This window comes from Curtobacterium caseinilyticum (genome assembly GCF_030363035.1).
Classification (GTDB): Bacteria; Actinomycetota; Actinomycetes; order Actinomycetales; family Microbacteriaceae; genus Curtobacterium; species Curtobacterium caseinilyticum.
The window spans coordinates 76,001-99,623 of record NZ_JAUCMN010000006.1; the positions used below are offsets into that span (position 1 = coordinate 76,001).

The window sequence follows — 23,623 nt, forward strand, 5'->3', positions numbered from 1 at the left end:
GCGAGCAGCGTGCCAGCCGTCACCGGTAGGTTCGATCCCATGCGCGTGGCGACCTGGAACGTGAACTCCGTCCGCACCCGAGTGGGCCGGATCGTCGACTGGCTGGTGCGCGAGGACGTCGACGTCCTCGGCATGCAGGAGATCAAGTGCAAGCCCGAGCAGTTCCCGGTCGAGGCGTTCGAGGCCGCCGGGTACCAGGTCGAGGCGCACGGCCTCAACCAGTGGAACGGTGTGGCGTTCGCCAGCCGTCTGCCGATGGAGGACGTGACGCGGGACTTCCCCGGGCAGCCCGGGTTCCTCAAGGGCCAGGAGGGGCCGGACCTGCCGGTCGAGGCCCGTGCGATCGGCGTCACGGTCGAGGGTGTGCGCCTCTGGAGCCTCTACGTGCCGAACGGCCGCGAGCTCGGCGACCCGCACTACACGTACAAGCTCGACTGGCTCGCGCAGCTGGCCGACCGCACCACCGAGTGGCTCGAGGCCGAGCCCGACACCCCGCTCGCACTGATGGGCGACTGGAACGTGGCGCCGCTCGACCAGGACGTCTGGGACGTGCGCGTCTTCGAGGGTGCGACCCACGTCAGCGAGCCCGAGCGTGCGGCGTTCCGCGAGTTCGAGGCGCGGGGGCTGCAGGACGTCGTCCGCCCGATCGTGCCCGATGGCTACACGTACTGGGACTACAAGCAGCTCCGCTTCCCCCGCAACGAGGGCATGCGCATCGACTTCGTGCTCGGCTCACAGGCGTTCGCGGACGTCACCGTCGGCGCCACGATCCACCGCGACGAGCGCAAGGGCGACGCGCCGAGCGACCACGTCCCGGTGTCGGTCGACCTCGACCTGGAGACCTCGCTCGACGACGACCGCCCGATGATCTTCTGACACCGACCGCCACCCCGGCGCAGGCACAGCGGGGCGCGGGCGCGGGCGCCGGCGCCGGCGCCTACGGGTGCAGGAGCGCGGCGACGACGACCAGGACGGGCACGGCGCCGACGGTCGAGATGAGCACGACGTCCCGCGCCACCGGCACGGCCGCCTGGTACCGCTGGGCGTAGTTGAACACGTTCTGCGCCGCGGGCAGGGCCCCGAGGGTCGTCAGCACGAAGACGTCCTGGTCGTCGAGACCGAACACGAACCGCGCGACGACGAACGCCACCGCCGGCATCACGAGCAGCTTGAGCGCCGAGGCGACGAGCACGTCCGGTCGGATCGCCGGGTCACGGAGCGGTGCGGCGCCGTGCAGGCTCATCCCGAAGGACAGCAGCACGACCGGCACCGCCGCGGCACCCACCAGCGAGAACGGCTCGAGCACCGGCGCCGGCAACTCGATCCGCAGCGCCGAGCAGACCAAGCCGGCGAGCGAGGCGATGATGATCGGGTTCCGGAACGGCCCCGCCAGACGCGCGCGCCAGCCGCCCCCGCCCGCGGTCGCCGCGTCGAGCACGGTGAGGGCCAGCGGTGCGAGCACGACGAGCTGCAGCAGGATCACCGGGACGACCGCGGTCGCCTGCCCGAGCACGTAGACGGCGACGGGGAGTCCGATGTTGTTGGCGTTGACGTAGCCGGAGGCCAGCGCCCCGACCGTGGTCGTCGCGACCGACCGCCGCAGCACCAGGCGGAAGAGGACGACCGCCACGAGCGCCACGGTGACGGCGCTGACGAGCGACACCCAGAGCATCGGTGACAGCAGCGTCTCGATGTGGGCGGTGGCGATCGTGTGGAACAGCAGACACGGCATCAGCACGAAGAAGGCCAGCCGGCTCATCACGAACTGCGCGTGCGGGCCGAGCAGCCGGACGCGGCCGACGACGTACCCGGCGCCGATGATCGCGCCGATGATCGCGAACCCCGTCAACACGCCACCCATCGCCCCCATCCTCGCAGCCCCCTGGGCACCCGGCGTGCATGTGACTGCTCACAGGGTGGAAATGCGGAGGCGACCGCCGCCGTTGCACGCACCATGACCGCGACGACTGACACGCTCTCCCGCTCGACCGACTCCAGCCAGCCGCTCGTGCCGCTGCTCGAGGAACGCTGGAGCCCGCGCTCCTACGACGAGACCGCGACGATCTCGGACGCGCAGTTCGACGCCGTCCTCGAGGCCGCCCGCTGGGCCGCATCCGCCATGAACCACCAGCCGCGCCGCTTCGTCGCCGGCCGCCGTGGCACCGAGACGTTCGCCAAGATCAACGAGAACCTGCTCGGCTTCAACGCCGCGTGGGCGTTCCGCGCCAGCGCCCTGGTCGTCGGCGTCCTCGAGACCGTGACCGAGGACGGCGAGCCGCGTCCGTTCGCGCAGTACGACCTCGGCCAGTCGCTCGCCGCGTTGACCGTGCAGGCCCACGCCGAGGGGCTCCACGTCCACCAGATGGCCGGCATCGACGCCGAGGGCCTCCGCGCCGCGTTCGACCTGCCCGAGCGCTTCCTCCCCTACACGGTGACCGCCATCGGCACCGTCGCCGACCCGTCGCAGCTCGACGAGAAGGCCGCCGAGCGCGAGGTCGCCCCGCGCACCCGCCTGCCCCTCGAGGAGGTCGTCCTCGTCAAGGAGTAGTCCGCACGACGGGCGCCACGACGCGAGACACTGCCGGCGCACCACGCGCACCACGCGCACCACGCCGAGCCACACGACGGCCGGTCCCGACGGGGGCCGGCCGTCGTACCATGTACGGACATGGATCAGCACCAGCAGCAACCCGACCGCCCCGTCGACGTCCCCACGGCGCCGGAGATGAACTTCTACACGCGCAAGTGGGTCCGCCCCGAGGACCTCAACGCGAACGGCACCCTGTTCGGCGGGAGCCTCCTCCGGTGGATCGACGAGGAGGCAGCCGTGTACGCGATCATCCAGCTCGGCAACGGCGCGGTGGTCACGAAGTACATGTCCGAGATCGTCTTCGTGTCGTCCGCGCGCGAGGGCGACATCGTCGAGATCGGTCTCGTGGCCACCCGCTTCGGCCGGACGTCGCTCACCATGCGCGCCGAGGCCAGGAACCTCTTCACGCACCGCAGCATCCTGACCATCGACGAGATCGTCTTCGTCAACCTCGACGAGGACGGCAACCCCGCCCCGCACGGGTACACCGACATCACCTACGCGCGCGACCGGGTGCCGAGCACGCACCGGGCCTGAACCGCGGGCGACGGCAGCGACCGGACACGAGCACCTGACAGAATCGGTCCCATGACCACGCCCCGCCTCGTCGCCTTCGACCTCGACGACACGCTCGCGCCGTCGAAGTCCCCCCTCGACCCGCGCATGCTCGAGACCTTCGCGTCCCTGCTCGCCACCGTGCCGGTCGCGGTGATCTCGGGCGGCAACTTCCAGCAGTTCGAGCAGCAGCTCGTGCACCCGTTGCGCGAGCGCGACGGGCTCGTCCTCGACGACCTGCACCTGCTCCCGACGTGCGGCACGGCGTACTACCGCTGGTCCGGCTCGGACTGGGCGCTGCAGTACGCCGAGGACCTCACCGACGACGAGAAGGCACGTGCCCTCGCCGCCGTCGAGGCACAGGCCAAGGCCGCCGGGTACTGGGAGTCGGAGACCTGGGGCGCGATCCTCGAGGACCGCGGCTCGCAGATCACGTTCTCCGCGCTCGGCCAGTCCGCACCGGTCGACGTGAAGAAGCGCTGGGACCCGACCGGCGAGAAGAAGGACCACCTCCGCCGGCTCGTGCAGGCGGAGCTCCCCGACCTCGAGGTGCGTTCTGGTGGGTCGACGAGCGTCGACATCACCCGGAAGGGCATCGACAAGGCCTACGGCATGCGCCGCCTCGCCGAGCTGACCGGCATCGCGCTCGACGACATGCTCTTCGTCGGCGACCGGCTCGACCCCGAGGGCAACGACTACCCGGTGAAGGCCCTCGGCGTGCCCTGCCACGCGGTGGAGGGCTGGGAGGACACCGACGCGTTCCTGACGGAGCTCATCCCCACCCTGCGCTGACGCGCACCTGACGGACGGGAGGCGGGGTGCCAGCCGGCACCGCGCCTCCCGTCCGTCACGGCCCCGTCCAGGGCCGCAGGAGGTCTCAGGGGATGCTGCGGACCGCCTCGACGAAGGACCGGATCTTCGCGGCGTCCTTGACGCCACGCTCGGACTCGACGCCGCTCGACACGTCCACGCCGTCGGGGTCGAGCGCCTCGACGGCGGCGACGACGTTCGCCGGCGTCAGCCCGCCCGCGAGGATCCAGGCCTCGTCCACCTTGCCCGCGATCGAGGTGGGCTCGACGAGCCGGCCGCTGCCGGGGACGGCCGCGTCGAGCAGGAGCAGGTCGTGGTCGAAGGACGCGCGCTCCTCGGCACTCTCGCGCAGGTAGTCCTCCGTGGACACGGCACGGATGGTGAAGAAGCCGGCGTCGCGGGCGCGGGCGAAGTCGCTGGCCGACTCACGGCCGTGCAGCTGCAGGGTGGTGAGCCCGACCTCCGACGCGATGCCGACGACCTCGTCGATCGGCTGGTCACGGAAGACGCCGACGGCGTCGATGCCGTCGGGCACCCGCTCGACCAGCTCCTTGGCGAGGTCCGCGGTGACGGTGCGAGGGCTCCCGGCGGCGAACACGAACCCGACCGCGTCGGCACCGGCGTCCACGGCGGCGTCCACGGTCTCGGGCGTCGACAGGCCACAGATCTTGATCCAGCGCTGGTCGCTCATGGTCCCATCCTGCCAGGGACGTCCCTGCGGTGGGACGTGGATCAGTGCAGGGTGCCCGCGACGTAGGCCGCCGCGCAGGCCGCCAGCACGCCGAACGTGGCGAACGACCCGACCAGGACGTTCCGCCGACGCCAGCGGCGGACAGCCGTGAAGGTCCCGCGCTTCGCGTGCCGGTGCGCCGCCCGGTGCAGCTTCGTGTCGCGCTTGTGCTTCGTGCGGTCCGGACCGAGGGGCACGGGGCCGGTGATCTGGGTCGACCCGCCGCGCAGCGCGTTCGCCACCGCCACCGCCGTCGGACGCCGCGCGGGGTCGCGGTGCGTCATCTTGGCGAGCAGGTCCTTCCAGTCCGGACCGACCTCGTCGGGGACGTGGGGGTCGTGCCGCAGGCGTGCCAGGGCGGCCTCGATGAGCGTGCCCGAGTACTCCTGCTTGCCGGTCAGCGACTCGAGCAGCACCAGGCCGAGCGAGTACACGTCGGTGGCGAAGCCGATCGGCTCACCCGCGACCTGTTCCGGGCTGAGGTACGCGGCGGTACCGATGATCGTGCCGTCGTTCGTCAGACGCGAACCGTCGACGAAGTGGGCGACGCCGAAGTCCGTGAGCTTGACCGAGCGGGCGAAACCGGACGCACCCTCGTCGTTGATGAGGATGTTCGCCGGCTTGACGTCGCGGTGCACGATCCCGCGCGAGTGCACGTAGGCCAGGGCGTCGGCGAGCTGCGCGCCGAGGTCGGCGACCTCGTAGTTGTGCAGGGCGCCGCTGGCCAGCCGCCGGAGCAGCGTCGTGTCCGCGATGAGCTCCATCACGATGAAGCGGTGCGGGCCGTCCTCGAAGTCGTGGGTACCGGCGTCGTAGAGCGGCACCAGGCCCGGGTGCGAGAGCATGCTGAGCAGACGGATCTCGCGCTCCTGGCGGACCCGGTCGGCCGTGGTCATCGAGTCCGGCGTCGCGAAGAGCTTCACGGCGACGGCGCGGTAGGTGTGCTCGTCGCGGGCCTCGTACACGGATCCCATGCCACCGGTCCCGATGAGCTTGACGAGCCGGTAGCGGCCCGCGAGGACCGTGTCGGCTCGTGCGCTGTCGACCAGGGTCATGGGGTACATCGTTCCGTCCGGAGCCATCGGGTCCGCGGCGGCTGCCGACGTGCTGACTCGTCGTCAACGGTACGCGTCCCGACCCCGTCCCGCTGGGGCGTTACGACATCGTGATGGGGGACAGACCGCCGTGGATCCGCGGATCTGTGCGGGTAGCGTCCGTGGTCCACCGACCCGGGACACTACGCAAGGAGGACAAGATGGCGCTGTCGAAGGGCGACGAGGTGCACTGGAACACCTCGCAGGGCAAGACGACCGGCAAGCTCGTCGAGAAGAAGACCGAGGACTTCACGTTCGACGGTCAGGACTTCAAGCCGACCGACGACGACCCGTACTGGATCGTCGAGTCGGAGAAGTCCGGCAAGAAGGCCGCGCACAAGGAGTCAGCCCTCACGGAGAAGTGACCCGTCAGTCGTTCGTGGGCGTCGCACGGCGGCGTCCGCGGACGGCCGGGTCCGGCCGACCGTCCGGCCCGGTGTCCGCTGTCCGCTCGTGCCGCTGCGCACGGGCTCGACGCACCCGGCGCACGACGAAGGTCACCACCACGACCGCGATCGCCACGTACAGCACGCGGTCGATCCACTCCGTGTACTGCTCGACCTTGTCGTACTGGGTGCCGAACGCCGCCCCGAGCAGCACCAGCGCGCTGTTCCAGATGCCGCTGGCGATGATGGTGAAGACCGAGAACGTCCCGAGGTGCATCCGGTCGGCACCCGCCGGCAGCGAGATGAGGCTCCGGACGATCGGCACGAAGCGTCCGAAGAACACCGCGCTCTTGCCGTGCCGGTGGAACCAGTCGGCGGCCTTGCGGAAGTCGTCCTCGTCGACGAGCGGCAGCTTGCCGAGCCAGCGGACGGTCCGCTCGAAGCCGATCGCCGCGCCGAGCCAGTAGAGCACCAGGGCGCCGAGGTACGAGCCGAGCGTGGCGAGCAGCAGCACGAGCACCAGGTTCATCCGCCCGGCTCCGGCGAGGAAGCCCGCGAGGGGCAGGATCACCTCGGACGGGATCGGCGGGAAGACCGTCTCGACGAAGAGCATGAGCGCGACGCCCCACTCCCCCAGCGCGTCGATGAGCTGCAGGACGAGGCCGGACAGCCCGCCCATGTCCTCGGTGCCCTCCGGCCGCGACCCGGCTGCAGTGGTGGTCACGGACAGGGTCGGCGGCAGCGTGAGGGCGGTCGTCATGCCGCCAGTGTCCCTGAGTGTCCTGACAGACCGCGGTGCGCACCCGCGCGATGCACACGGCTCGACGCGCCCGACTCCCGGTCGCCCGGGTTCCACGACGCACCGCGGGCCGATCGCCGGGGTTCCACGGAGGGGCGGCTGGGCGCGCGACGTTCCGCGATCGCGGAACCTCGACGACGCGGGTCGGGCGCGGCAGTGGCGGGGGCGTCTCGGGGGGGCGTCTCGCGGGGATGACGGACGGGAGGCCCGTGGCGGATCCGCCACGGGCCTCCCTCGCAGGCTCGGTCGGCGCGCCCCGCGCAACGCTTCGCGTTGCCGCTGAGCGGGGCGCGCCCGTCCGTCAGGTGGTGATGACCGCTACACGGCGGCCGGCGCGCGCTGGCCGACCGTCTCGCCGGCCACCGCGGCCTGCTGCGCAGCAGCGGCGTCCGCGGCGGGAGCGCGGCGCACCCACTTCTTCAGGGCGACCAGCACCAGCGCGGAGACGACCGTGCCTGCCAGGATCGCGAGCACCCAGATCACGAACGAGTCGATCGCGAAGAACACGAACACCCCGCCGTGCGGCGCCCGCGAGGTGACGCCCGCCGCCATGGACAGCGCACCCGTGACCGCGGCACCGACCATCGACGCCGGGATGACCCGCAGCGGGTCGGCTGCGGCGAACGGGATCGCACCCTCGGAGATGAACGAGGCACCGAGCAGCCACGCCGCCTTGCCGTTCTCGCGCTCCGGCTTGGTGAAGCCCTTGCGGTACAGGAGGGTCGACGCCAGCGCCAGGGCCAGCGGCGGGACCATGCCCGCGGCCATCACGGCGGCCATGATCTCGAACGGCACGACGTTGCTCGCGGTGCCCGCACCGAGCCCGGCGACGGCGAACGAGTACGCGACCTTGTTGACCGGACCGCCGAGGTCGAACGCCATCATCAGGCCGAGGATGACGCCGAGCAGGATCACCGAGGCGCCGTTGAGCGAGTTGAGCCACGCCGTGAGCTGGGTCATCAGCCACGCGATCGGCCCGCCGAGTACGAGGAGCATCAGCCCCGAGGCGATGATCGACGCGAACAGCGGGATGATCACGACCGGCATCAGGCCACGCAGCCAACGCCACGTCGGGATCCGTCCGATCCAGTATGCGGCTGCACCGGCGATGAGACCACCGACGAGCCCGCCGAGGAAGCCGGCGTTCATGAAGACGGCGATCGACCCGGCGACGAAGCCCGGCGCGATGCCCGGACGGTCGGCGATCGCGTAGGCGATGTAGCCGGCCAGCGCGGCGACGAGGAACCCGAGCGACACTCCGCCGATCTGGAACGCCGCTGCGCCGAGGTAGTAGCCGAGGCCCTCCGGCGGCAGGTTGAGCAGCGTGTAGTTCGTCAGCGTGTAGACGGCGTTGTTCTGCCCGGAGTCACCGTGCGGGAGCGCGATGGCGTAGCCGGAGAGCAGGAAGCCGAGGGCGATGAGGAGCCCGCCGCCCGCGACGAACGGGATCATGTAGCTCACACCGGTGAGCAACCAGCGCTTGAGCGCCTGACCGAAGTGCTCGTCGGCCCCGTTCGACTCGGACGCGGTCGCGGCGCCGCCCTGGACGCGCGCGGCGTGCGGGTCGTCGGCGGCACGGATGGCCTCGGCGATCATCGCGTCGGGCTCGTCGACACCGCGCTTGACCGGTCCGGACACGAGCGGCTTGCCGGCGAACCGGCCGCGGTCGCGGACGTCGACGTCGACCGCGAACACGACGGCGTCGGCGCGGGCGATGAGCGCCGGGTCGAGCGGCTCGACCTGCGAGGAGCCCTGCGTCTCGACGTGCATCTCGGCACCGGCGCGCTCGGCAGCGGCGACGAGGGCGTCGGCCGCCATGTAGGTGTGCGCGATGCCGGTCGGGCAGGCGGTGACGCCGACGATGACCTTGCGGGCACCTGCGGTGCCGGACGCGCCCGCGCCGGCAGCGGCGGTCGCGCCTGCTGCGTCGGTGGTCGACGGACGGGAGGCGCTGCTCGCGTTCCCGACGCCGGCTGCGGCGACCTCGCCGCCCACCTCGCGCTGCACCAGGTCGACGACCTCCTGCGGGGTGGCGGCGGCACGGAGCGCGGCGGTGAAGTCGTCGCGGATGAGCGCCCGGGCGAGGGTCGACAGGACGGTGAGGTGGTCCTTGTCGGCACCCTCCGGCACCGCGATCATGAAGACGACGTCGGCGTCGCCGTCCGGGGCACCGAAGGGCACCTTCCGGGCCAGGCGCGAGAACGCCAGCGTCGGGCTCGACACCGACGCCGACCGCGCGTGCGGGATCGCGATGCCGCCGGGCACGCCGGTGCCGACGCTCGCCTCACGCTTGATGGCGTCCTCGGCCAGGACGGCTCCGTCGGCCGCGCGGCCGGTCGCGGCGACGCGGTCGGCGAGCACGCGGATGACGTCGGACGACGTCGCGCCGAGGTCCTCGTCGAGGCCGACGAGGTCAGCGCTGATGAGGCGCTGCGTCGTGTCTGCGGACATGGGGTTGCTCCTTTGCAGTGGCGCCGTGGCGCGGGCAGTGCTGGTTCGGGGTGGTGCTGCGGGGGTGGTGCTGCTGGGCCGGTTCAGGCGATCGGTGCCGGGACCTGCGTCGCGTGCAGGGTCCGGACGGTCACGCTGCCGGGGTCGGTGTGGTCGAGGGCGGGGACGTCGCTCCCGGGCAGCGCCGCGGCGGCGGCCCCCGTCGCGACGGCCTGGGCGAGACGCTCGGACGCGGCAGCTCCGGCGACCTCGGCGAGCAGGTAGCCCGCGAGGGACGAGTCGCCCGCGCCGACCGTCGAGCGGGCGACGATGCGGGGTGCGGCGGCGACGTGGCTGCCCTCGCCCGAGACGAGCACGGCGCCCGCGCTGCCCAGGGTGAGCAGCACGGTGTCGACGTGCTTCTCGCGCAGGCGGTGGGCGGCCGCGACGGCGGCCTCGAGGTCCTGCTCGTAGACGTCCGGGTCCCCGCCGACGACCTCGGCGAGTTCCTCGGCGTTGGGCTTGACCAGGTCGATCCGCTCACCGGACTGCAGCAGCGCCGTGAACGGGACGCCCGACGAGTCGACAGCGATCCGGACCGCGTCGCCGTGGCGCTCGCGCACCGCACGGACGAGCACGGCGAGTGCGTCGTCGGGGAGCCCCGGCGGCAGCGACCCGGCGAAGACCACCCAGCGGGCGGCCGGGCCGGTCGGGGTGGGACCCGCGGCGTCGGCGACGAGCGCGGCGAGGTCGTCGAGCCGCCCGGCGAGCGAGGGTCCGGGCTCGTTGAGCTTCGTCGTCGTGCCGGTCGGCTCGGTGACGGTGACGTTCGAGCGGAGCGGGGCGCCGATCGGCAGTGCGGCGGTCGGGATGCCCCGGGTCGCGAGGCCGAGCAGGACGGGGTCGAGCTCGTCACCGGGCAGGACCGCGAGGGTGTCACCACCGCTCGCGACGACGACCCGAGAGACGTTGACGCCCTTGCCGCCGGGCTCCGCCGTGGTGCGGACGGCACGCTGGACGGCGCCGCGCTGCAGCTCGCCGGCGAGCTCGATCGTGCGGTCGAGGGACGGGTTCGGCGTCACGGTGACGATGCGGGTGCTGTGCTGGACGGTGCCGCTCTCGGGTCTCATGCGACCACGACCTCCACGTCGGCGTCGGCGAGCGCGACGGCGAGGTCTGCCGGGGGCTCCTGGTCGGTGACGAGGGTGTCGATCTCGTCGAGGCGGGCGAAGCGCATGAGCGCCTCGACCCCGTGCTTGGCGGCGTCGGCGAGGACCACGCTCCGCCGTGCGGCGAGGACGTACGCGCCCTTGACACCGGCTTCGTACTCGTCGGGGGTGCTCAGCCCGAACCCGGCGGACAGGCCGTTCGTGCCGACGAAGGCGATGTCGGGCCGGAGCGCCCCGATCTGCTCGACCGTGGCGGTGCCGACCGCGGCGCTCGTCACCCCGCGCACCCGACCACCGAGCAGGTGCAGCTCGACGTGCTCGCTGTGCTGCAGGGTCGCGGCGATCGGCACCGAGTTCGTGACGACGGTCAGGGTCGCTCCGGCGGTCGCGGGCTCCCAGCGGGCGAGCTCGGCGGCGACGGCCGCGCAGGTGGTGCCGGCGTCGAGGGCGATCGAGCCGGTGAAGGTCGACGGCACGAGGCGCATCGCGGCGCGGGCGATCGCCGTCTTCGCGGTGCCGTGCTGCCCCTCGCGCTCGGCGACGGAGAGCTCGACCACGCTGGAGCGTCCGACGGGCACCGCCCCGCCGTGGACGCGGCGCAGGACTCCGGCGGTCTCGAGGGCGTCGAGGTCGCGGCGGACGGTCTCGGTCGTGACGTCGAAGTGGTCGGCGAGGTCGGCGACGGACACCCGTCCGGCCGACTGCAGCGCGGCGGCGATCGCGTCCTGCCGCTCCGTTGCGTACATGCCCGAACTCCTTCGTTCCCGTTGGTTTCAGGAACTGTACGTCCGGAACCCACACGAACGCAACTGTTCCGTCAGAGAACCAACACGAACGCAGGAACGCCCGCCCCGCTGGAACGGGACGGGCGTTCGATCACCGCGAGCTCAGTCGTCGAACGGCACGCGATCACTCGACCCCACGCCGGCGCGCTGGCGGTACGACAGGTGACCGCCGAGGTACCCGCCGACACCGACGACCGCCAGACCGACGAACCCGAGCGCCTTGCCGGCGGCGGTGTTCCCCTTCCGGCGCTGCCACCACGACAGGCCGAAGAACGTGATGCCCACCCAGTTGACCGCCTGGTGCACCCACCCGGTGCGGCGCTGCTCGATGGAGAGCTCGGACCAGTCCACGTAGCCCGCGATCGACGCGCTCCCGGCGGAGGCGATCCCCACGCCGGTCAGGGTCTGCGCCGCACGGGCGTTGCCCTTCCCACCGATCGTGTCGAGGACGGCCGCCGAGATCCACGCGCCGAGCGGCACCTGGACCATGAGCGGGTGCAGCGGGTGACCGAACGGCACGCCGTGCAGCAGTTGCCGCAGGGCCTTCGGCCGGGCGACGGCCCGCACGACGCGCGTGTCGAGGTCGACGGCCTTGTCGAGCACGCTCGCGTGCTCGATGGAGTCGGTGAGGCGACGGATGATCGGCAGCTCAGGCATGCACTGGACGCTAGCCGGGAGGCCCGGTGCCGGTTCCAGGAACCGGCACCGGGCCTCCAGACCGGTGCGCCGTGCGGACGGTGCGGGCTGCTCAGACGGCCGCCAGGGCGGAGGTCGGTGGGATGCGCGCCGCGCGCGCCGCCGGGTACAGGCCCGACACCCCACCGATGACCACGGTGGCACCGAGCCCACCGAGCACGGCCCACACCGGGATCGCGACCGGCCACCCCTGCGTCACGGCGAAGGTGATCGTGACCGCCACGCCGATCACGACACCCGCGACGCCGCCGAGGAACGACAACAGCAACGACTCGACCAGGAACTGGTCGCGGATGTTCCGCCGACGCGCGCCGAGCGCGCGTCGGACCCCGACCTCGGCCCGGCGTTCGAGCACGGTGATCACCATCGTGTTCGCGACGCCGATGCCGCCGACGAGCAACGCCACGCCTCCGATGCCGACCAGGAGTCCGGTGAACGAGTCGTCCGTCGCGTTCTTCGCCGCGAGGGCGTCGGACGGCCGGGTGACGGCCACGTCCTGCGGGGCCAGCGGCTGCACCGCTCGCGGGACGAGCGCCCGGGTCCTGGCGACCTGGTCCGGGTCGACCCGGGTGTACACCGCTGTGGGGTGGCCGTCGAAGCCGAGCTGGTCGGCGAGCGCCCGGGGCACGAACACCTGGCTGTCGAGGTCCTCCGCCAGTTCGAACGGTCCGAGCACCCCGACGACCTGCACCCACTGACCGCCGATCCAGACACGGGTGTCGGCGTCCACGGAGCGGATCCCGAGCGCCTCGGCGGCGTAGGACCCGAGGACGGCCTGCGGTGGCGCGTCCTCCCGGCTGTCCAGCCACCTGCCGGAGGCGACGCGTCCGCCGAGGACGTCGGGGACGTCGCCCTCGGCGGCGAGCACCCCGATGCCCTTCGTCTCCGCGGTCGGGACGAAGGGGTTCCGGTAGACCCGCCCGCCGGTCACCGACCCGACGCCGGCGACCGACTGCACGGCGTCCTGCCGGGCGAGCGAGTCGACCGCGGTGGCGGGCAGCGGCGGCGTCGCACCGAACCCGTCGGCCTGCGTGACCGTCAGCACGTTGGTGCCGAGCTGGTCGAGCACGCGGTCGAGAGCGGCCTTGCTGGACGAGGAGATCCCCACCACCGCGATCATCGCCGCGATGCCGATGGCGATGCCGAGCGCCGAGAGGACGACCCGTCCCGGTCGGGTCCGGAGCCCGAAGACGCCGAGGCGCAGCAGGTCCCCGGGCCCCAGGCTCCGCCTGCCGAACGGACGCGCCGCGGTCACGAGGTACCCCGGATCGCGGCGGCGAGGGCCGCGGCGTCCGACGACGACTCCGACTGCACCAGGCCGTCCCGCATCCGGACCTGCCGGGGCAGCGAGGCGGCGAGCTCGAGGTCGTGCGTGATCACGAGCACGGTGGTGCCGCCGGCGTGCAGCTCGCGCAGGAGCGCCAGGACGGCCGAACCGGACGCGGTGTCGAGCGCGCCCGTCGGCTCGTCGGCGAGCAGGACCGTCGGGTCGCCGACGATCGCCCGCGCGATCGCGACGCGCTGCTTCTCGCCACCGGACAGCTGGTGCGGCCGGTGGTCCACGCGGTGACCGAGCCCGACGCGTTCGAGCGCTCGGACCGCCCGACGCTGCCGCTCGCTCCGACGGACCCCCGCGTAGAGCAGCCCGTCCGCGACGTTCTCGGTGGCCGTCGCGCCGGCCTGCAGGTGGAAGTGCTGGAAGACGAAGCCGATGTGGTCGGCACGCAGCCGTGCGAGCGCGTCGTCGGACAGGGTCCCGACGTCGTCCCCGGCGACCGACACGGTCCCCGACGTCGGGCGGTCGAGGGTCCCGATGATGTTCAGCATCGTCGACTTGCCCGAGCCGGACGGCCCGACCACCGCGACCAGTTCACCGCGTCGCACGTCGAGCGTCACCCCGCCCAGGGCCCGGACGTCACCGTGCACCTTCGTGACGTCGCGCAGCGCGAGGACCGTCGGTACCCCGTCGCGTGGGGTCGCGGGAGCCGCCGTCGTCCGCTCGGACCGCGCCACGGCGCTCACGACGGCACCACGACCTGGTCGCCCTCGTGCACGGCGCCGGTGACTGCGGCACGCCCGGCGGCGACGAACCCGACGTCCACCGACACCCGCTTCGTCGTCCCGTCGCGCCGCACGACGTCGACCGCGAAGCCGTCGCCCGGCCCGGCCACCAGGGCTGCCACCGGGACGGAGAGCACGCCGCGCTCCTGTCGTCCCGTCGCCACGACCTGTGCCGTGGCCGCCGCGGGGAGGTCCCGGTCCCCCGACTCGAAGGCGATGGTCACCTCGACGGCGGCCCCACCGCTCTCCGTCTTCGTCGGACGGCTGTCGACGACCGTCCCGGGCATCGGGTCACCGACGCCGTTCACCCGCACGGTCACGGAGGTCCCGACCGCCAGCCGCTCGGCGTCCTGCTCCGGCGGGACCGCCGTCACGACCCGCTTCGTGCTCGTCAGCGACAGGACGTCACCGCCGGCCGGCGCACCGAGCTGCCCGGTCACCCCGTCCACGCGGACGTCGCCGTCCACGAACGCGACCTGGTCCCCGTCGAGGACCCCGGTGACCGGGAGGTCGTGGGTGCGCTGCCACGCCCGGACCGCCCGCTGCGTCCGAGGCCCGAAGACGTCGTCGAGTGCGACGTCGTGCCCGAGTGCGGCCAGGTTCTGGTTGAGCTGGGCGACGTCCTCGCCGGACACGCCCCGTTCGAGCGGGCGCCAGAGCGGCACCCGTCCGTGCAGGGCGCGGACGGGCCGCTCGTCGACGGCGTACAACGGCTGGTCGCGGTGCACGACCGAGCCCGGCTCCGGCAGCCAGGTCAGCGTGCCGTGCGCCGTCGCCGGGAGCGGGACGGCGGTGCCGTACCCGAGGGTGCCGGAGAACGTCTTCGCGTCGGTGAGGTCGCCCTTCGTCACGGTGCTCGTCGCGTGCGCCGAGCGGTGCTGTGTCGCCGTGTCCGCCCCGGTGGTGTCGCCGACGACTGCCCACGTCCCCGCGCCGGCACCCGCCAGCGCCACCAGGACGCCCGCGGCGACCAGGAGCGTGCGACGTGCGGGCCGGCGGGTCACGGTGCGACCTCCGTCCGCAGCCCGTAGGCCTCCTCGCTGCAGGCCGCCGAGGAGTCCAGGAACGCCCCCTCGTCCGACGGCACGTACGTCTGCTGGCCGTGCTCGTCGTCCGGGAAGTCCGGCAGCCCCCGCTCCCGCATGCAGGTGCCGAACGCCTCACGCTGCCGGGCGGAGGGCCGGAACTCCTCGGCGGGCTCTGCGGCGCCGTCCGGTGCGGACCGTGCGGCGCACTCCTCGACGGCTCGCCCGTAGGCGGCGGGATCGGCGCCGTCCGGGATCGTCACCTGCTCCGACCCCGCGGCGGTCCCGGTCGGGTCCTCGACGTCGAAGCCCTGCTCGCGCAGGCACGCGGTGAACGACGCGGAGGCGGCGGCGTCGTGCACGCTCGCGGGAGTGCTCGTCGATGTGTCGGGTGCCGCCGTCGCGCAGCCCGCGAGCACTGCGGGCAGGACGACGAGTGCGGCGAGCACCCCGGAGACCGTCTTGACGGCCCGACCCGGTCGGACGGCGCTCATCGCGCCTGCGTCTTCGTGTCGGGCGAGTACTCGTGGAGGCACTGCTGGAACGTCTCCTCGAACTCCGGCTCGCTTGCTCGCGGGTACCCCTGCGTGGTGATGCCACCGTCGGTCTGCTCCGGGAAGTCGTCGTACCCGTGCTCACGGATGCAGTCCGCCACCTGCGAGTACTGCCGCGCCCACTTCTGCTCCTCGCTCGTGTCCGCACGCTGCACGCCGACCCGGTCGGAGCACGAAGCGGCTTCCTCCTCGTAGCGCCCCTGGTCGACGCCCTGCGGGATCGTCACGGTGCCCGAAGCGACCATGTCGTCCGCCGGGTCCTCGACGTCGAACCCGGCGTCACGCATGCAGGCACCCCACCGCGCGCCGATGCCGGAGGTCGACTGCGTGTCGGCGGCCGACGGAGACCCTGCGCCGCTGCACGCGGACAGGGCGATCGACGCCGAGACGGCGAGGACGAGGACCGCGGCGACGCGCGCGGCCCGGGGTGATCTCGGTTTGTTCGTGCTGGTGATCATGCTCCCAGCACATCGGTCGGCCTGTTTCACGGGGCGTCCTCGTGACGTCACATCGGCGAAACACCGACAGACACGCGGAGCCCTCCCCCGTCACGAGCCGCGGCGTGCACGGTCCAGCCGTGGGACTCGGCGATCGCCGCGACGATCGACAGCCCGAGCCCACTGTGCCGCTTCGTCCCGGGCTCGCCACCCCGCCGGAACGGTTCGGCGAGCCCGTCGACCAGGGCGGGGTCGAGCACCGGACCGGTGTTCTCCACGGTGACACCCTCGAGACCGGTCCGGATGCGGACCCAGCCCCCGACGTGGTTGTACTCGACGGCGTTGTCGACCAGGTTGCCGACGAGCTGTCGGACGAGCAGCGGCTCACCGGTCAGCCCGACCGGCTCGGCCCCGTACTCCGTCTCCATCCCGACGCCGGCCCGCGCGGCATCGGGACCGGCCTGCGCCACGACGTCCGCGACGATCGCGACGAGGTCGATCGGTGCGGTGCGGTCCGCGAGCCCCCGCTCGGCCTCGGCGAGGACGAGCAACGACTCGACGAGGTGCTCAGTCCGCCGGTTCTGCTCGAGCAGCTCGGCCCGGACCGCGGCGACGTCCTGCGGTCCGTCGCCGTCGGACAACCCGATCTGGAGCGAGGCACGCTGCACCGCGAGCGGCGTGCGGAGCTCGTGCGCGGCGTGCGCGATGAACTGACGCTGCGCGTCGAACGCGGCCTCGAGTCGGTCCAGCAGGGCGTCGATGGTGCGGGACAGTCGGCGGACCTCGTCGTCCGGCCCGTCGAGTGCAGTCCGTTCGTGCAGCGTGGACGCGGAGATCCGGTCCGCCGTCCTCGTGATCCGGTCGATGGGGCGGAGCACGCTCCGGCTCAGGAGCCAGCCCAGCACACCGGCGAGCACCCCGGCGACGACCACGCCGACCGCCGACCACTGCCACTGCTGTGCGGCCACGACACGGACGAACGCGACCGGGGCGGCGCCGTCGGCCCGCACGTCCGGGTCCGGTCCGACCGACGTCGTCGCGCCCCACGGCAGCGGTCGGGCCAGCTCGGTCGTGCTGTTGCTGAGCGACCACTGCGATGCCAGGTTCACGAAGACCAGGGCGCCGGCCACGAGGGCCATCGTGGCGAGCGCGAAGGCAACAGCGGTCCGGGTCCCGATGCTCCACCCGCGCGTCACAGCGCGTAGCCCCGCCCCGGGACCGTCCGGATCGGGTCGGGCGCTCCGAGCTTCCTGCGGAGCTTCGACACCGTGACCCGCACCGCCGCCGTGAAGGGGTCGGTGTTCACGTCCCAGACCTTCTCGAGCAGTTCCTCGCTCGACACGATGCGTCCGTCCCCCCGGAGCAGGACCTCGAGCACCCCGAGTTCCTTCGCGGTGAGGTCGAGGGGGCGCCCGTCGCGGGTCGCGATGCGGCGGTTCGAGTCGACGAGGAGTCCGCCGCGTTCGAGCACCGGCGGGACGGGCGGGACGCTGCGCCGGCCGAGGGCGCGCACCCGGGCGACCAGCTCCGGGTACTCGAACGGCTTCGCCAGGTAGTCGTCGGCGCCGAGTTCGAGGCCGTGCACGCGGTCAGCGAGCGTCGTCGCGGCGGTGAGCATGAGGATGCGGGTCAACGCCCCGCGAGCGGCTGCCCGCCGCGCGACCTCGTCGCCGTGGAGCCCGGGCAGGTCACGGTCGAGCACGACCACGTCGTAGTCGTTGACGGCGAGCAACTCGTCCGCCTCGTCGCCGCGGTACGCCACGTCGACGGCCATGCCCTGCCGGACGAGTCCTCGAGCCACGAGGTCGGCAAGGGAGGTCTCGTCGTCCGCAACCAGTACGCGCATACTGGTATTGCACATGTCGGTCCTGATGGCTGGCTGAGAGGCCAGGGACGCACGGACAGGAGGCCCGGTGCCGGTCCCAGGGACCGGCACCGGGCCTCCTGTCCGGCACCTCACCGCGGGGCGGGTCCGACCTACTCCTCGACGATCTCCGCGAGCTCGAACGGCTCGACCGTCAGCTCGTCGCCGCCCGCGGCCACGTCCACACGGACGGTGTCCCCGTCGCCGACGTCACCGGACAGGATCGCGCGCGCCAACCGGTCGTCGATCTGCCGCTGCATCAGGCGGCGGAGCGGGCGCGCCCCGTAGACCGGGTCGTAGCCGCGGTCGGCGAGCCAGCTGCGCGCTGCCGGGGTCACTGCCAGCTCGAGTCGCCGGTCCGACAGCCGCCGTGCGAGGCGGTCCACGTAGAGCGAGACGATCTGGCCGAGGTCGTCGGTCGTGAGCGCCTGGAACACCACGATGTCGTCGAGACGGTTGACGAACTCCGGGCGGAAGGCCTGCTGGACGAGCTCGCGCACCGCCTCCTCGCGTTGGCCCTCCGTGAGCGTCAGGTCGGTCATGAACTGCGAACCGAGGTTCGACGTCAGGATCATGATCGTGTTCCGGAAGTCGACCGTCCGGCCCTGTCCGTCGGTCAGGCGGCCGTCGTCGAGCACCTGGAGCAGGACGTCGAAGACCTCGGGGTGTGCCTTCTCGACCTCGTCCAGCAGCACGACGGAGTACGGCCGACGGCGGACGGTCTCGGTGAGCTGCCCGCCGGCCTCGTACCCGACGTAGCCGGGCGGAGCACCGATGAGCCGTGCGACCGAGTGCTTCTCGCCGTACTCGCTCATGTCGATCCGGACGAGGGCCTTCTCGTCGTCGAACAGGAACTCGGCGAGCGCCTTGGCCAGCTCGGTCTTGCCGACGCCGGTGGGGCCGAGGAACAGGAACGAGCCGGTCGGGCGGTCCGGGTCGGAGATGCCGGCACGGGTGCGGCGGACGGCCTCGGACACGGTGCCGACGGCGCTGCGCTGCCCGATGATCCGGCGTCCCAGCTCGGACTCGAGGTGCAGGAGCTTCTCGGTCTCGCCCTGCAGCAGGCGTCCCATCGGGATGCCGGTCCACTGGGCGATCACGGCGGCGATGTCCTCGTCGGTGACGCTGTCGTTGACCATTCGGTCGGCACTCTCGGCCTGTTCGGCGGCAGCGAGCTCTGCCTCGATCCTGGGCTTCTCGCCGTACTCCAGCCGCGAGACCGTCTCGTAGTCGGCCTCTCGTTGCGCCCGCTGGCTGCGCATGTTGAGCTCGTCGAGCTGCTGCTTGAGCTCGCCGATCCGGTTGAGGCTCGCGCGCTCGGCCTGCCAGCGCTGTTCGAGCTCGTCGAGCCGGGTCTGGCGGCCGGCGAGCTCGGCACGCAGGGTCTCGAGCCGGGCCTTCGAGGCGTCGTCCTTCTCCTGCTTGAGCGCGAACTCCTCGACGCGCAGACGGTCGACGCTCCGCTTCAGCTCGTCGATCTCGATCGGGCTCGAGTCGATCTCCATGCGGAGGCGACTGCCGGCCTCGTCGATCAGGTCGATGGCCTTGTCGGGGAGCTGGCGCCCGGAGATGTACCGGTTCGACAGGCTCGCCGCGGCCACCAGGGCCGAGTCGTTGATCGTCACCTTGTGGTGCGCCTCGTACCGCTCCTTGAGCCCGCGGAGGATCGCCACGGTGTCCTCGACGCTCGGCTCCCCGACGAACACCTGCTGGAAGCGGCGCTCGAGCGCGGCGTCCTGCTCGATGTACTCGCGGTACTCGTCGAGCGTCGTCGCGCCGATCAGCCGGAGTTCGCCGCGCGCCAGCATCGGCTTGAGCATGTTCGACGCCGCGACGGAACCCTCGCCGCCGCCGGCGCCCATGAGCGTGTGCAGCTCGTCGATGAACGTGATCACCTGGCCGTCGGACTCGTCGATCTCCTTGAGGACGGCCTTGAGCCGTTCCTCGAACTCGCCGCGGTACTTCGCGCCGGCGATGAGCGCGGACATGTCGAGGGAGACGAGGCGCTTGTCCTTAAGCGAGTCGGCGACGTCGCCGGCGACGATGCGCTGCGCGAGCCCCTCGACGACCGCGGTCTTGCCGACGCCCGGCTCACCGATGAGCACGGGGTTGTTCTTGGTCCGCCGCGTCAGCACCTGCGAGACACGACGGATCTCGGCGTCGCGGCCGATCACCGGGTCGAGCTTGCCGCTCCGGGCGATCGCGGTGAGGTCGACGCCGTACTGCTCGAGAGCGGTCTTCTGCCGCTCTTGGGAGTCGGGAGCGCCCTGGAGGTTCGCCATGGTTCGTCCTTTCCGTGCGGTCGAGGTGTACTTGAGTCTACTCCACTCAACTTACGGACGCAGTGGTGCATTCCGGATCCCGACGGCGCTGACCAGCGACCCGGCGAGCAGCAGGCACGCCATCACGAGCGCCGCGCGGTGGAAGCCCGCCGTGCTCATCTCGCCGGCCAGGACGACCCCGGCGAGCGCCACCACCACCAGGCTCGCGATCCGGGCGAGGGCGTTGTTGACCGCCGACCCGACCCCGGCCTCGGACTCTGGGACCGATCCGAGGACCGCGCTCGTCAGGGGTGTGACCATCGTCGCGATCCCGACGCCGATGAGCACCAGCCCCGGCAACACCGACCACCAGTACCCACGCGGGTCCTGCCCGGCACCGGTCATGAGCAGGGCGCCGACCGCGGCGATCGCTGGACCCGCGGCCATGAACCACCGCGGACCGTACCGACCCGCCAGGGCGCCGACCGTCGACGACAGCGCCAGGAGCAGGAGCGTGGGCGGCAGCGTCGCGAGGCCGGCCAGCCAGGCCGGGAAGCCCCAGACCTCCTGCACGAACAGGGTCACGACGAAGCCGACCATGCCGAGAGCGCCGTAGATCGAGAGCGTCGCGGCGTTGCCGACCGAGAAGTTCCGCGCGCGGAAGAGGTCGAGCGGGACGAGCGGCGGCCGGCCCGCGTGCGTCACGTGTCGCTCCCACGGCACGAAGGCGAGCAGCGACCCGGCACCGACGACCAGTGCGGTGACCACGACGGGCGCCCCCCAGCCGAGCCGCTCCTGCTCGATGAGCCCGAGGACCACGCCACCCGCGCCGAGCACCGCGAGCACGGCGCCGACGACGTCGATCCGCGGTCGGTGCTCCGGGTGCACGTCGCCGCTGATCCGCGAGACCAGGACGACGGTGACGACGATCGGCAGCGCGGTGAGCACGAAGATCCACCGCCACCCGAGTCCGTCGACGATGAGACCACCGACGAGCGGCCCGAGGATCATCGCCGCACTCGACCACCCCGTCCAGGTGCCGATCGCCTTCGTCCGGGCCGGACCGCGGTACGCCGCGATGATCAGCGCGAGCGAGCTCGGCGTGACGAGGGCACCGCCGACACCCTGCAGCGCACGGGCGACGATGAGCACCGCGCCCGTGGGTGCCGCGGCGCACACGACCGAGGCCACGCCGAACACGACGAGGCCCCACGTGACGATGCGGACCCGGCCGAACACGTCCGAGAGCGACCCGGCGACCAGGATGAGCGACCCGAGCGTGACGAGGTAGGCGTCGACGACCCACTGCTGCACGACGAGCCCGCCGCCGAGGTCCTGCCGGATCGCGGGGAGCGCCACGTTCACGACGCTCGTGTCGAGCCCCACGACGAAGGACGCGAGGATCGCGACCACGAGGACCACCCGTCGGTCGTCGCGGAGCGGGGCCGTGGCGGCCGGTGCGGTCATGTCGCCATCATCCTCGCCCGCGGCGGTCGCCGGCCGATCACGGCGGCAGTCGCAGGCCGAGCACGCGGCGGTACCGCTCGGTCAGGGTGTCGGTCGGTCGTGCGACCGGTTGGTTGCGTCGACGAAACACCGCGCTCGCGAGCATCGCCGACATGCACCACTCCACCTCCTCCCCCCGCGCTCACTCCCGCCCGCGACTCACCGGCCTCGACGCCGCCCGCGGGCTCGCCGTCCTCGGCATGTTCGCCGCGCACGTCGGCGTCGTCGACACCCCGTTCGACTGGTCGGATCCGACGAGTTGGCCGGACCTGGTGGACGGCCGGTCCGCGGTCCTGTTCGCGCTCTGCGCCGGCATCTCCCTGGTGCTGCTCACCACGGGTCCCGGCGAGGACGGTCGGATCCGAGACCGACGACACGTGCTCGCCCGCGCCGCGACCCTGCTGGCGATCGGCGGCCTCCTCACCCTGGTCCCCGGAGGTGTGCTCGTGATCCTGCCGACCTACGCCGTGCTCTTCGTCGCAGCGCTGCCGTTCCTGCGGCTCCGGCTGCGCTGGGTCACGCTCGCGGCCACGCTGTCCCTCGTCGTCGGCCCCGTGCTCGCCCTCGTCGGTCAGGCCGTCGTCGAGGTGACCGGCGGTAGCAGCATCGCGAGCCTGCTGTTCTCCGGCTACCCAGCCGTGTCGTGGTTCGGCATCGTCCTCGCGGGGGTGCTCGTGGCGCGCCTCGGGCTCGACCGCGTCGACGTCGTGCGCCGGACGCTCCTGGTGGGCGTCGGCCTGGGTGTGCTCGGCTACGGCACCGGAATCGCCCTCGGCGCCGCCCTCGGTGTGACGGGACCCGTCGGGACGACGATCCCCGTCGGCTCGGCCGGAGGCAGCGCCACCGAGCCGACGGCGACGATGCCTGCCGGTGGCCCGCACCTCGTCGCGGAGAACCCGCCGTTCCCGCCGATCGCATGGACGCGGCTCGTCGACGTCACCCCGCACGCCGGGTCGCCCTTCGAGCTCGTCGGGGCCCTCGGCGTCGCCCTCGCGGTGCTCGCGATCCTCGGACTCGTCGCCCGGCTCACCCCGACGGTCCTCCTCCCGCTCAGCGTCGTCGGCCGCCTCGCACTGACGCTGTACTGCGGGCACGTCCTGGCCATCGGTGTCTGGTCGCGGTCCGGTGAGCCAGATCCCCTGCCGGCGCTCGGCGGATGGGGACCGTTCCAGGTCCTCGTCGTGGCCGCCGTCGTCCTCGCCCTCGTGGTGCAGCGCTCCGGGCGTCGAGGGCCGTTGGAGGCCCTCGTCCGACGAGCCGCTCGAGCGCTCGACGACCCGCCCACCACGGCACGCTGACGCCGAGCCGGAACCGAGCCGGGATCGGGCCCGGACGCCGAAGCCCCCGCGACCGGAGTGGTCGCGGGGGCTGCCGACAGGACGGGGCTGGGTGTCCTAGTTCTTGGGCTCGGCGGTCGAGTGCGCATTCGGCTGCACCGACGGGCCGGGGTTGACGACGGGCTGCGCGGTCGGCTGCGCCGTGGTGTGCGCCGCGGGGTCCGTCACCACCGTGTTGACCGTGCCGTCGTCGTTCTTGTTCTTGTTGTCGTCACCCATCTCCTTCTTGAAGATGTTGATCGACTGCCCGAGGCCCTTGGCGAGCGCCGGGAGCTTGGTCGCACCGAACAGCAGGATGACGATCCCGAGGATGATCAGCAGGTGGATCCCCGTCAGGTTTCCGAGCATCATGTCTCCTAGTTCTGGTTCTGGCGACGCCCGCCCGGTCATCGTCGATCGGGAGAGCGGGAGTCCGTCGTCCGATCATCGTAACCCGCGCCCGTCCGGAAGCCCAGGCGGGAGCCGGAACGGACACCGTTCGCACAGGCACGGCGTGCAGCAACGGCAGCACCCCCGGAGGCCGCTGCGCTCCGG

General features: G+C 72.5%; 24 protein-coding genes. 6 read left to right on the top strand and 18 right to left on the bottom strand.

Annotated features, from left to right (window positions below):
* The first annotated feature begins 39 nt into the window (after nt 1-39).
* The gene (locus QUG93_RS09880) at nt 40-876 is read left to right on the top strand and encodes an exodeoxyribonuclease III (protein WP_289473735.1); all 837 of its coding nucleotides are present in this window, start codon (nt 40-42) and stop codon (nt 874-876) included.
* 61 nt (nt 877-937) lie between these two features.
* Here the strand turns inward: QUG93_RS09880 and QUG93_RS09885 are convergent, their stop codons facing one another.
* A complete protein-coding gene (locus QUG93_RS09885) occupies nt 938-1,861 on the bottom strand; it encodes an AEC family transporter (protein ID WP_289473736.1) in 924 nt (307 codons plus the stop codon).
* A 93-nt stretch (nt 1,862-1,954) separates the two neighbouring features.
* On the opposite strand from QUG93_RS09885, the gene QUG93_RS09890 reads away from it, so the two are divergent.
* The 3 genes from QUG93_RS09890 to QUG93_RS09900 all read left to right on the top strand — a co-directional run bounded on the left by QUG93_RS09890 (nt 1,955) and on the right by QUG93_RS09900 (nt 3,937).
* Nucleotides 1,955-2,548 (top strand): nitroreductase family protein, encoded by a 594-nt coding sequence (locus QUG93_RS09890; RefSeq protein ID WP_289473737.1) that lies wholly within the window; start codon nt 1,955-1,957, stop codon nt 2,546-2,548.
* Nucleotides 2,549-2,668: 120 nt separating this feature from the next.
* Nucleotides 2,669-3,127 (top strand): acyl-CoA thioesterase, encoded by a 459-nt coding sequence (locus QUG93_RS09895; protein WP_289473738.1) that lies wholly within the window; start codon nt 2,669-2,671, stop codon nt 3,125-3,127.
* Nucleotides 3,128-3,178: 51 nt separating this feature from the next.
* On the top strand, nt 3,179-3,937 hold the full coding sequence (locus QUG93_RS09900; protein ID WP_289473739.1) for an HAD-IIB family hydrolase: 759 nt from the start codon (nt 3,179-3,181) through the stop codon (nt 3,935-3,937).
* A gap of 85 nt (nt 3,938-4,022) precedes the next feature.
* Here the strand turns inward: QUG93_RS09900 and QUG93_RS09905 are convergent, their stop codons facing one another.
* A complete protein-coding gene (locus tag QUG93_RS09905) occupies nt 4,023-4,646 on the bottom strand; it encodes a phosphoribosylanthranilate isomerase (protein WP_289473740.1) in 624 nt (207 codons plus the stop codon).
* A gap of 41 nt (nt 4,647-4,687) precedes the next feature.
* Complete coding sequence (locus tag QUG93_RS09910) at nt 4,688-5,740, bottom strand: serine/threonine-protein kinase (RefSeq protein WP_289473741.1); 1,053 nt, start codon at nt 5,738-5,740, stop codon at nt 4,688-4,690.
* Nucleotides 5,741-5,940: 200 nt separating this feature from the next.
* Between QUG93_RS09910 and QUG93_RS09915 the strand changes: the two genes are divergently transcribed.
* Nucleotides 5,941-6,144 carry a hypervirulence associated TUDOR domain-containing protein gene (locus QUG93_RS09915; RefSeq protein WP_289473742.1) on the top strand — a complete coding sequence of 68 codons (204 nt, stop codon included), beginning with the start codon at nt 5,941-5,943 and terminating at the stop codon, nt 6,142-6,144.
* 4 nt (nt 6,145-6,148) lie between these two features.
* Here QUG93_RS09915 and QUG93_RS09920 read toward each other — a convergent pair whose 3' ends face one another.
* From QUG93_RS09920 to QUG93_RS09985, 14 genes are all read right to left on the bottom strand, one after another.
* On the bottom strand, nt 6,149-6,925 hold the full coding sequence (locus QUG93_RS09920) for a DedA family protein (RefSeq protein ID WP_434533098.1): 777 nt from the start codon (nt 6,923-6,925) through the stop codon (nt 6,149-6,151).
* Nucleotides 6,926-7,282: 357 nt separating this feature from the next.
* Nucleotides 7,283-9,415 (bottom strand): PTS fructose transporter subunit IIABC, encoded by a 2,133-nt coding sequence (locus QUG93_RS09925; protein ID WP_289473743.1) that lies wholly within the window; start codon nt 9,413-9,415, stop codon nt 7,283-7,285.
* A gap of 83 nt (nt 9,416-9,498) precedes the next feature.
* Nucleotides 9,499-10,524, bottom strand: coding sequence for a 1-phosphofructokinase family hexose kinase (locus QUG93_RS09930; RefSeq protein WP_289473744.1), 1,026 nt, complete (start codon nt 10,522-10,524; stop codon nt 9,499-9,501).
* Nucleotides 10,521-11,309, bottom strand: a complete 789-nt coding sequence (locus tag QUG93_RS09935) for a DeoR/GlpR family DNA-binding transcription regulator (RefSeq protein ID WP_289473745.1) — start codon at nt 11,307-11,309, stop codon at nt 10,521-10,523. The genes QUG93_RS09930 and QUG93_RS09935 overlap by 4 nt, the downstream gene beginning before the upstream one ends.
* Nucleotides 11,310-11,450: 141 nt before the next feature.
* A complete protein-coding gene (locus QUG93_RS09940; protein ID WP_289473746.1) occupies nt 11,451-12,005 on the bottom strand; it encodes a DUF2231 domain-containing protein in 555 nt (184 codons plus the stop codon).
* 91 nt (nt 12,006-12,096) lie between these two features.
* Complete coding sequence (locus tag QUG93_RS09945) at nt 12,097-13,299, bottom strand: ABC transporter permease (RefSeq protein ID WP_289473747.1); 1,203 nt, start codon at nt 13,297-13,299, stop codon at nt 12,097-12,099.
* Nucleotides 13,296-14,066: an ABC transporter ATP-binding protein gene (locus QUG93_RS09950; protein WP_434533099.1), complete on the bottom strand. Its 771-nt coding sequence runs from the start codon at nt 14,064-14,066 to the stop codon at nt 13,296-13,298. Before QUG93_RS09950 ends, QUG93_RS09945 begins: the two co-directional genes overlap by 4 nt.
* Nucleotides 14,063-15,109, bottom strand: coding sequence for a peptidoglycan-binding protein (locus QUG93_RS09955; RefSeq protein ID WP_289473748.1), 1,047 nt, complete (start codon nt 15,107-15,109; stop codon nt 14,063-14,065). Before QUG93_RS09955 ends, QUG93_RS09950 begins: the two co-directional genes overlap by 4 nt.
* Nucleotides 15,106-15,624, bottom strand: coding sequence for a hypothetical protein (locus QUG93_RS09960; protein ID WP_289473749.1), 519 nt, complete (start codon nt 15,622-15,624; stop codon nt 15,106-15,108). Before QUG93_RS09960 ends, QUG93_RS09955 begins: the two co-directional genes overlap by 4 nt.
* Entirely contained in the window at nt 15,621-16,142 is a 522-nt protein-coding gene (locus tag QUG93_RS09965; RefSeq protein ID WP_289473750.1) for a hypothetical protein, read from the bottom strand. The genes QUG93_RS09960 and QUG93_RS09965 overlap by 4 nt, the downstream gene beginning before the upstream one ends.
* A gap of 47 nt (nt 16,143-16,189) precedes the next feature.
* On the bottom strand, nt 16,190-17,317 hold the full coding sequence (locus tag QUG93_RS09970) for a sensor histidine kinase (RefSeq protein ID WP_289473751.1): 1,128 nt from the start codon (nt 17,315-17,317) through the stop codon (nt 16,190-16,192).
* Nucleotides 17,314-17,967: a response regulator transcription factor gene (locus QUG93_RS09975; protein ID WP_289473752.1), complete on the bottom strand. Its 654-nt coding sequence runs from the start codon at nt 17,965-17,967 to the stop codon at nt 17,314-17,316. The genes QUG93_RS09970 and QUG93_RS09975 overlap by 4 nt, the downstream gene beginning before the upstream one ends.
* Before the next feature lie 131 nt (nt 17,968-18,098).
* Nucleotides 18,099-20,267 carry an ATP-dependent Clp protease ATP-binding subunit gene (locus QUG93_RS09980; RefSeq protein WP_289473753.1) on the bottom strand — a complete coding sequence of 723 codons (2,169 nt, stop codon included), beginning with the start codon at nt 20,265-20,267 and terminating at the stop codon, nt 18,099-18,101.
* Nucleotides 20,268-20,318: 51 nt separating this feature from the next.
* Nucleotides 20,319-21,713: an MFS transporter gene (locus tag QUG93_RS09985; protein ID WP_289473754.1), complete on the bottom strand. Its 1,395-nt coding sequence runs from the start codon at nt 21,711-21,713 to the stop codon at nt 20,319-20,321.
* 152 nt (nt 21,714-21,865) lie between these two features.
* Here QUG93_RS09985 and QUG93_RS09990 point away from each other — a divergent pair, with 152 nt between their 5' ends.
* Nucleotides 21,866-23,050, top strand: coding sequence for a heparan-alpha-glucosaminide N-acetyltransferase domain-containing protein (locus QUG93_RS09990; protein WP_289473755.1), 1,185 nt, complete (start codon nt 21,866-21,868; stop codon nt 23,048-23,050).
* Between the two features lie 96 nt (nt 23,051-23,146).
* On the opposite strand, the gene tatA is transcribed toward QUG93_RS09990, so the two are convergent.
* The gene (tatA, locus tag QUG93_RS09995) at nt 23,147-23,440 is read right to left on the bottom strand and encodes a twin-arginine translocase TatA/TatE family subunit (RefSeq protein WP_434533100.1); all 294 of its coding nucleotides are present in this window, start codon (nt 23,438-23,440) and stop codon (nt 23,147-23,149) included.
* Nucleotides 23,441-23,623: the final 183 nt, after the last annotated feature.

Bases quoted from the DNA above. Each gene is read 5' to 3' on its own strand.
- QUG93_RS09880 (WP_289473735.1), top strand. From the start codon at position 40: ATGCGCGTGGCGACCTGGAACGTGAACTCCGTCCGCACCCGAGTGGGC.
- QUG93_RS09885 (WP_289473736.1), bottom strand. From the start codon at position 1,861: ATGGGTGGCGTGTTGACGGGGTTCGCGATCATCGGCGCGATCATCGGC.
- QUG93_RS09890 (WP_289473737.1), top strand. From the start codon at position 1,955: ATGACCGCGACGACTGACACGCTCTCCCGCTCGACCGACTCCAGCCAG.
- QUG93_RS09895 (WP_289473738.1), top strand. From the start codon at position 2,669: ATGGATCAGCACCAGCAGCAACCCGACCGCCCCGTCGACGTCCCCACG.
- QUG93_RS09900 (WP_289473739.1), top strand. From the start codon at position 3,179: ATGACCACGCCCCGCCTCGTCGCCTTCGACCTCGACGACACGCTCGCG.
- QUG93_RS09905 (WP_289473740.1), bottom strand. From the start codon at position 4,646: ATGAGCGACCAGCGCTGGATCAAGATCTGTGGCCTGTCGACGCCCGAG.
- QUG93_RS09910 (WP_289473741.1), bottom strand. From the start codon at position 5,740: ATGACCCTGGTCGACAGCGCACGAGCCGACACGGTCCTCGCGGGCCGC.
- QUG93_RS09915 (WP_289473742.1), top strand. From the start codon at position 5,941: ATGGCGCTGTCGAAGGGCGACGAGGTGCACTGGAACACCTCGCAGGGC.
- QUG93_RS09920 (WP_434533098.1), bottom strand. From the start codon at position 6,925: ATGACGACCGCCCTCACGCTGCCGCCGACCCTGTCCGTGACCACCACT.
- QUG93_RS09925 (WP_289473743.1), bottom strand. From the start codon at position 9,415: ATGTCCGCAGACACGACGCAGCGCCTCATCAGCGCTGACCTCGTCGGC.
- QUG93_RS09930 (WP_289473744.1), bottom strand. From the start codon at position 10,524: ATGAGACCCGAGAGCGGCACCGTCCAGCACAGCACCCGCATCGTCACC.
- QUG93_RS09935 (WP_289473745.1), bottom strand. From the start codon at position 11,309: ATGTACGCAACGGAGCGGCAGGACGCGATCGCCGCCGCGCTGCAGTCG.
- QUG93_RS09940 (WP_289473746.1), bottom strand. From the start codon at position 12,005: ATGCCTGAGCTGCCGATCATCCGTCGCCTCACCGACTCCATCGAGCAC.
- QUG93_RS09960 (WP_289473749.1), bottom strand. From the start codon at position 15,624: ATGAGCGCCGTCCGACCGGGTCGGGCCGTCAAGACGGTCTCCGGGGTG.
- QUG93_RS09965 (WP_289473750.1), bottom strand. From the start codon at position 16,142: ATGATCACCAGCACGAACAAACCGAGATCACCCCGGGCCGCGCGCGTC.
- QUG93_RS09975 (WP_289473752.1), bottom strand. From the start codon at position 17,967: ATGCGCGTACTGGTTGCGGACGACGAGACCTCCCTTGCCGACCTCGTG.
- QUG93_RS09980 (WP_289473753.1), bottom strand. From the start codon at position 20,267: ATGGCGAACCTCCAGGGCGCTCCCGACTCCCAAGAGCGGCAGAAGACC.
- QUG93_RS09985 (WP_289473754.1), bottom strand. From the start codon at position 21,713: ATGACCGCACCGGCCGCCACGGCCCCGCTCCGCGACGACCGACGGGTG.
- QUG93_RS09990 (WP_289473755.1), top strand. From the start codon at position 21,866: ATGCACCACTCCACCTCCTCCCCCCGCGCTCACTCCCGCCCGCGACTC.
- tatA (WP_434533100.1), bottom strand. From the start codon at position 23,440: ATGATGCTCGGAAACCTGACGGGGATCCACCTGCTGATCATCCTCGGG.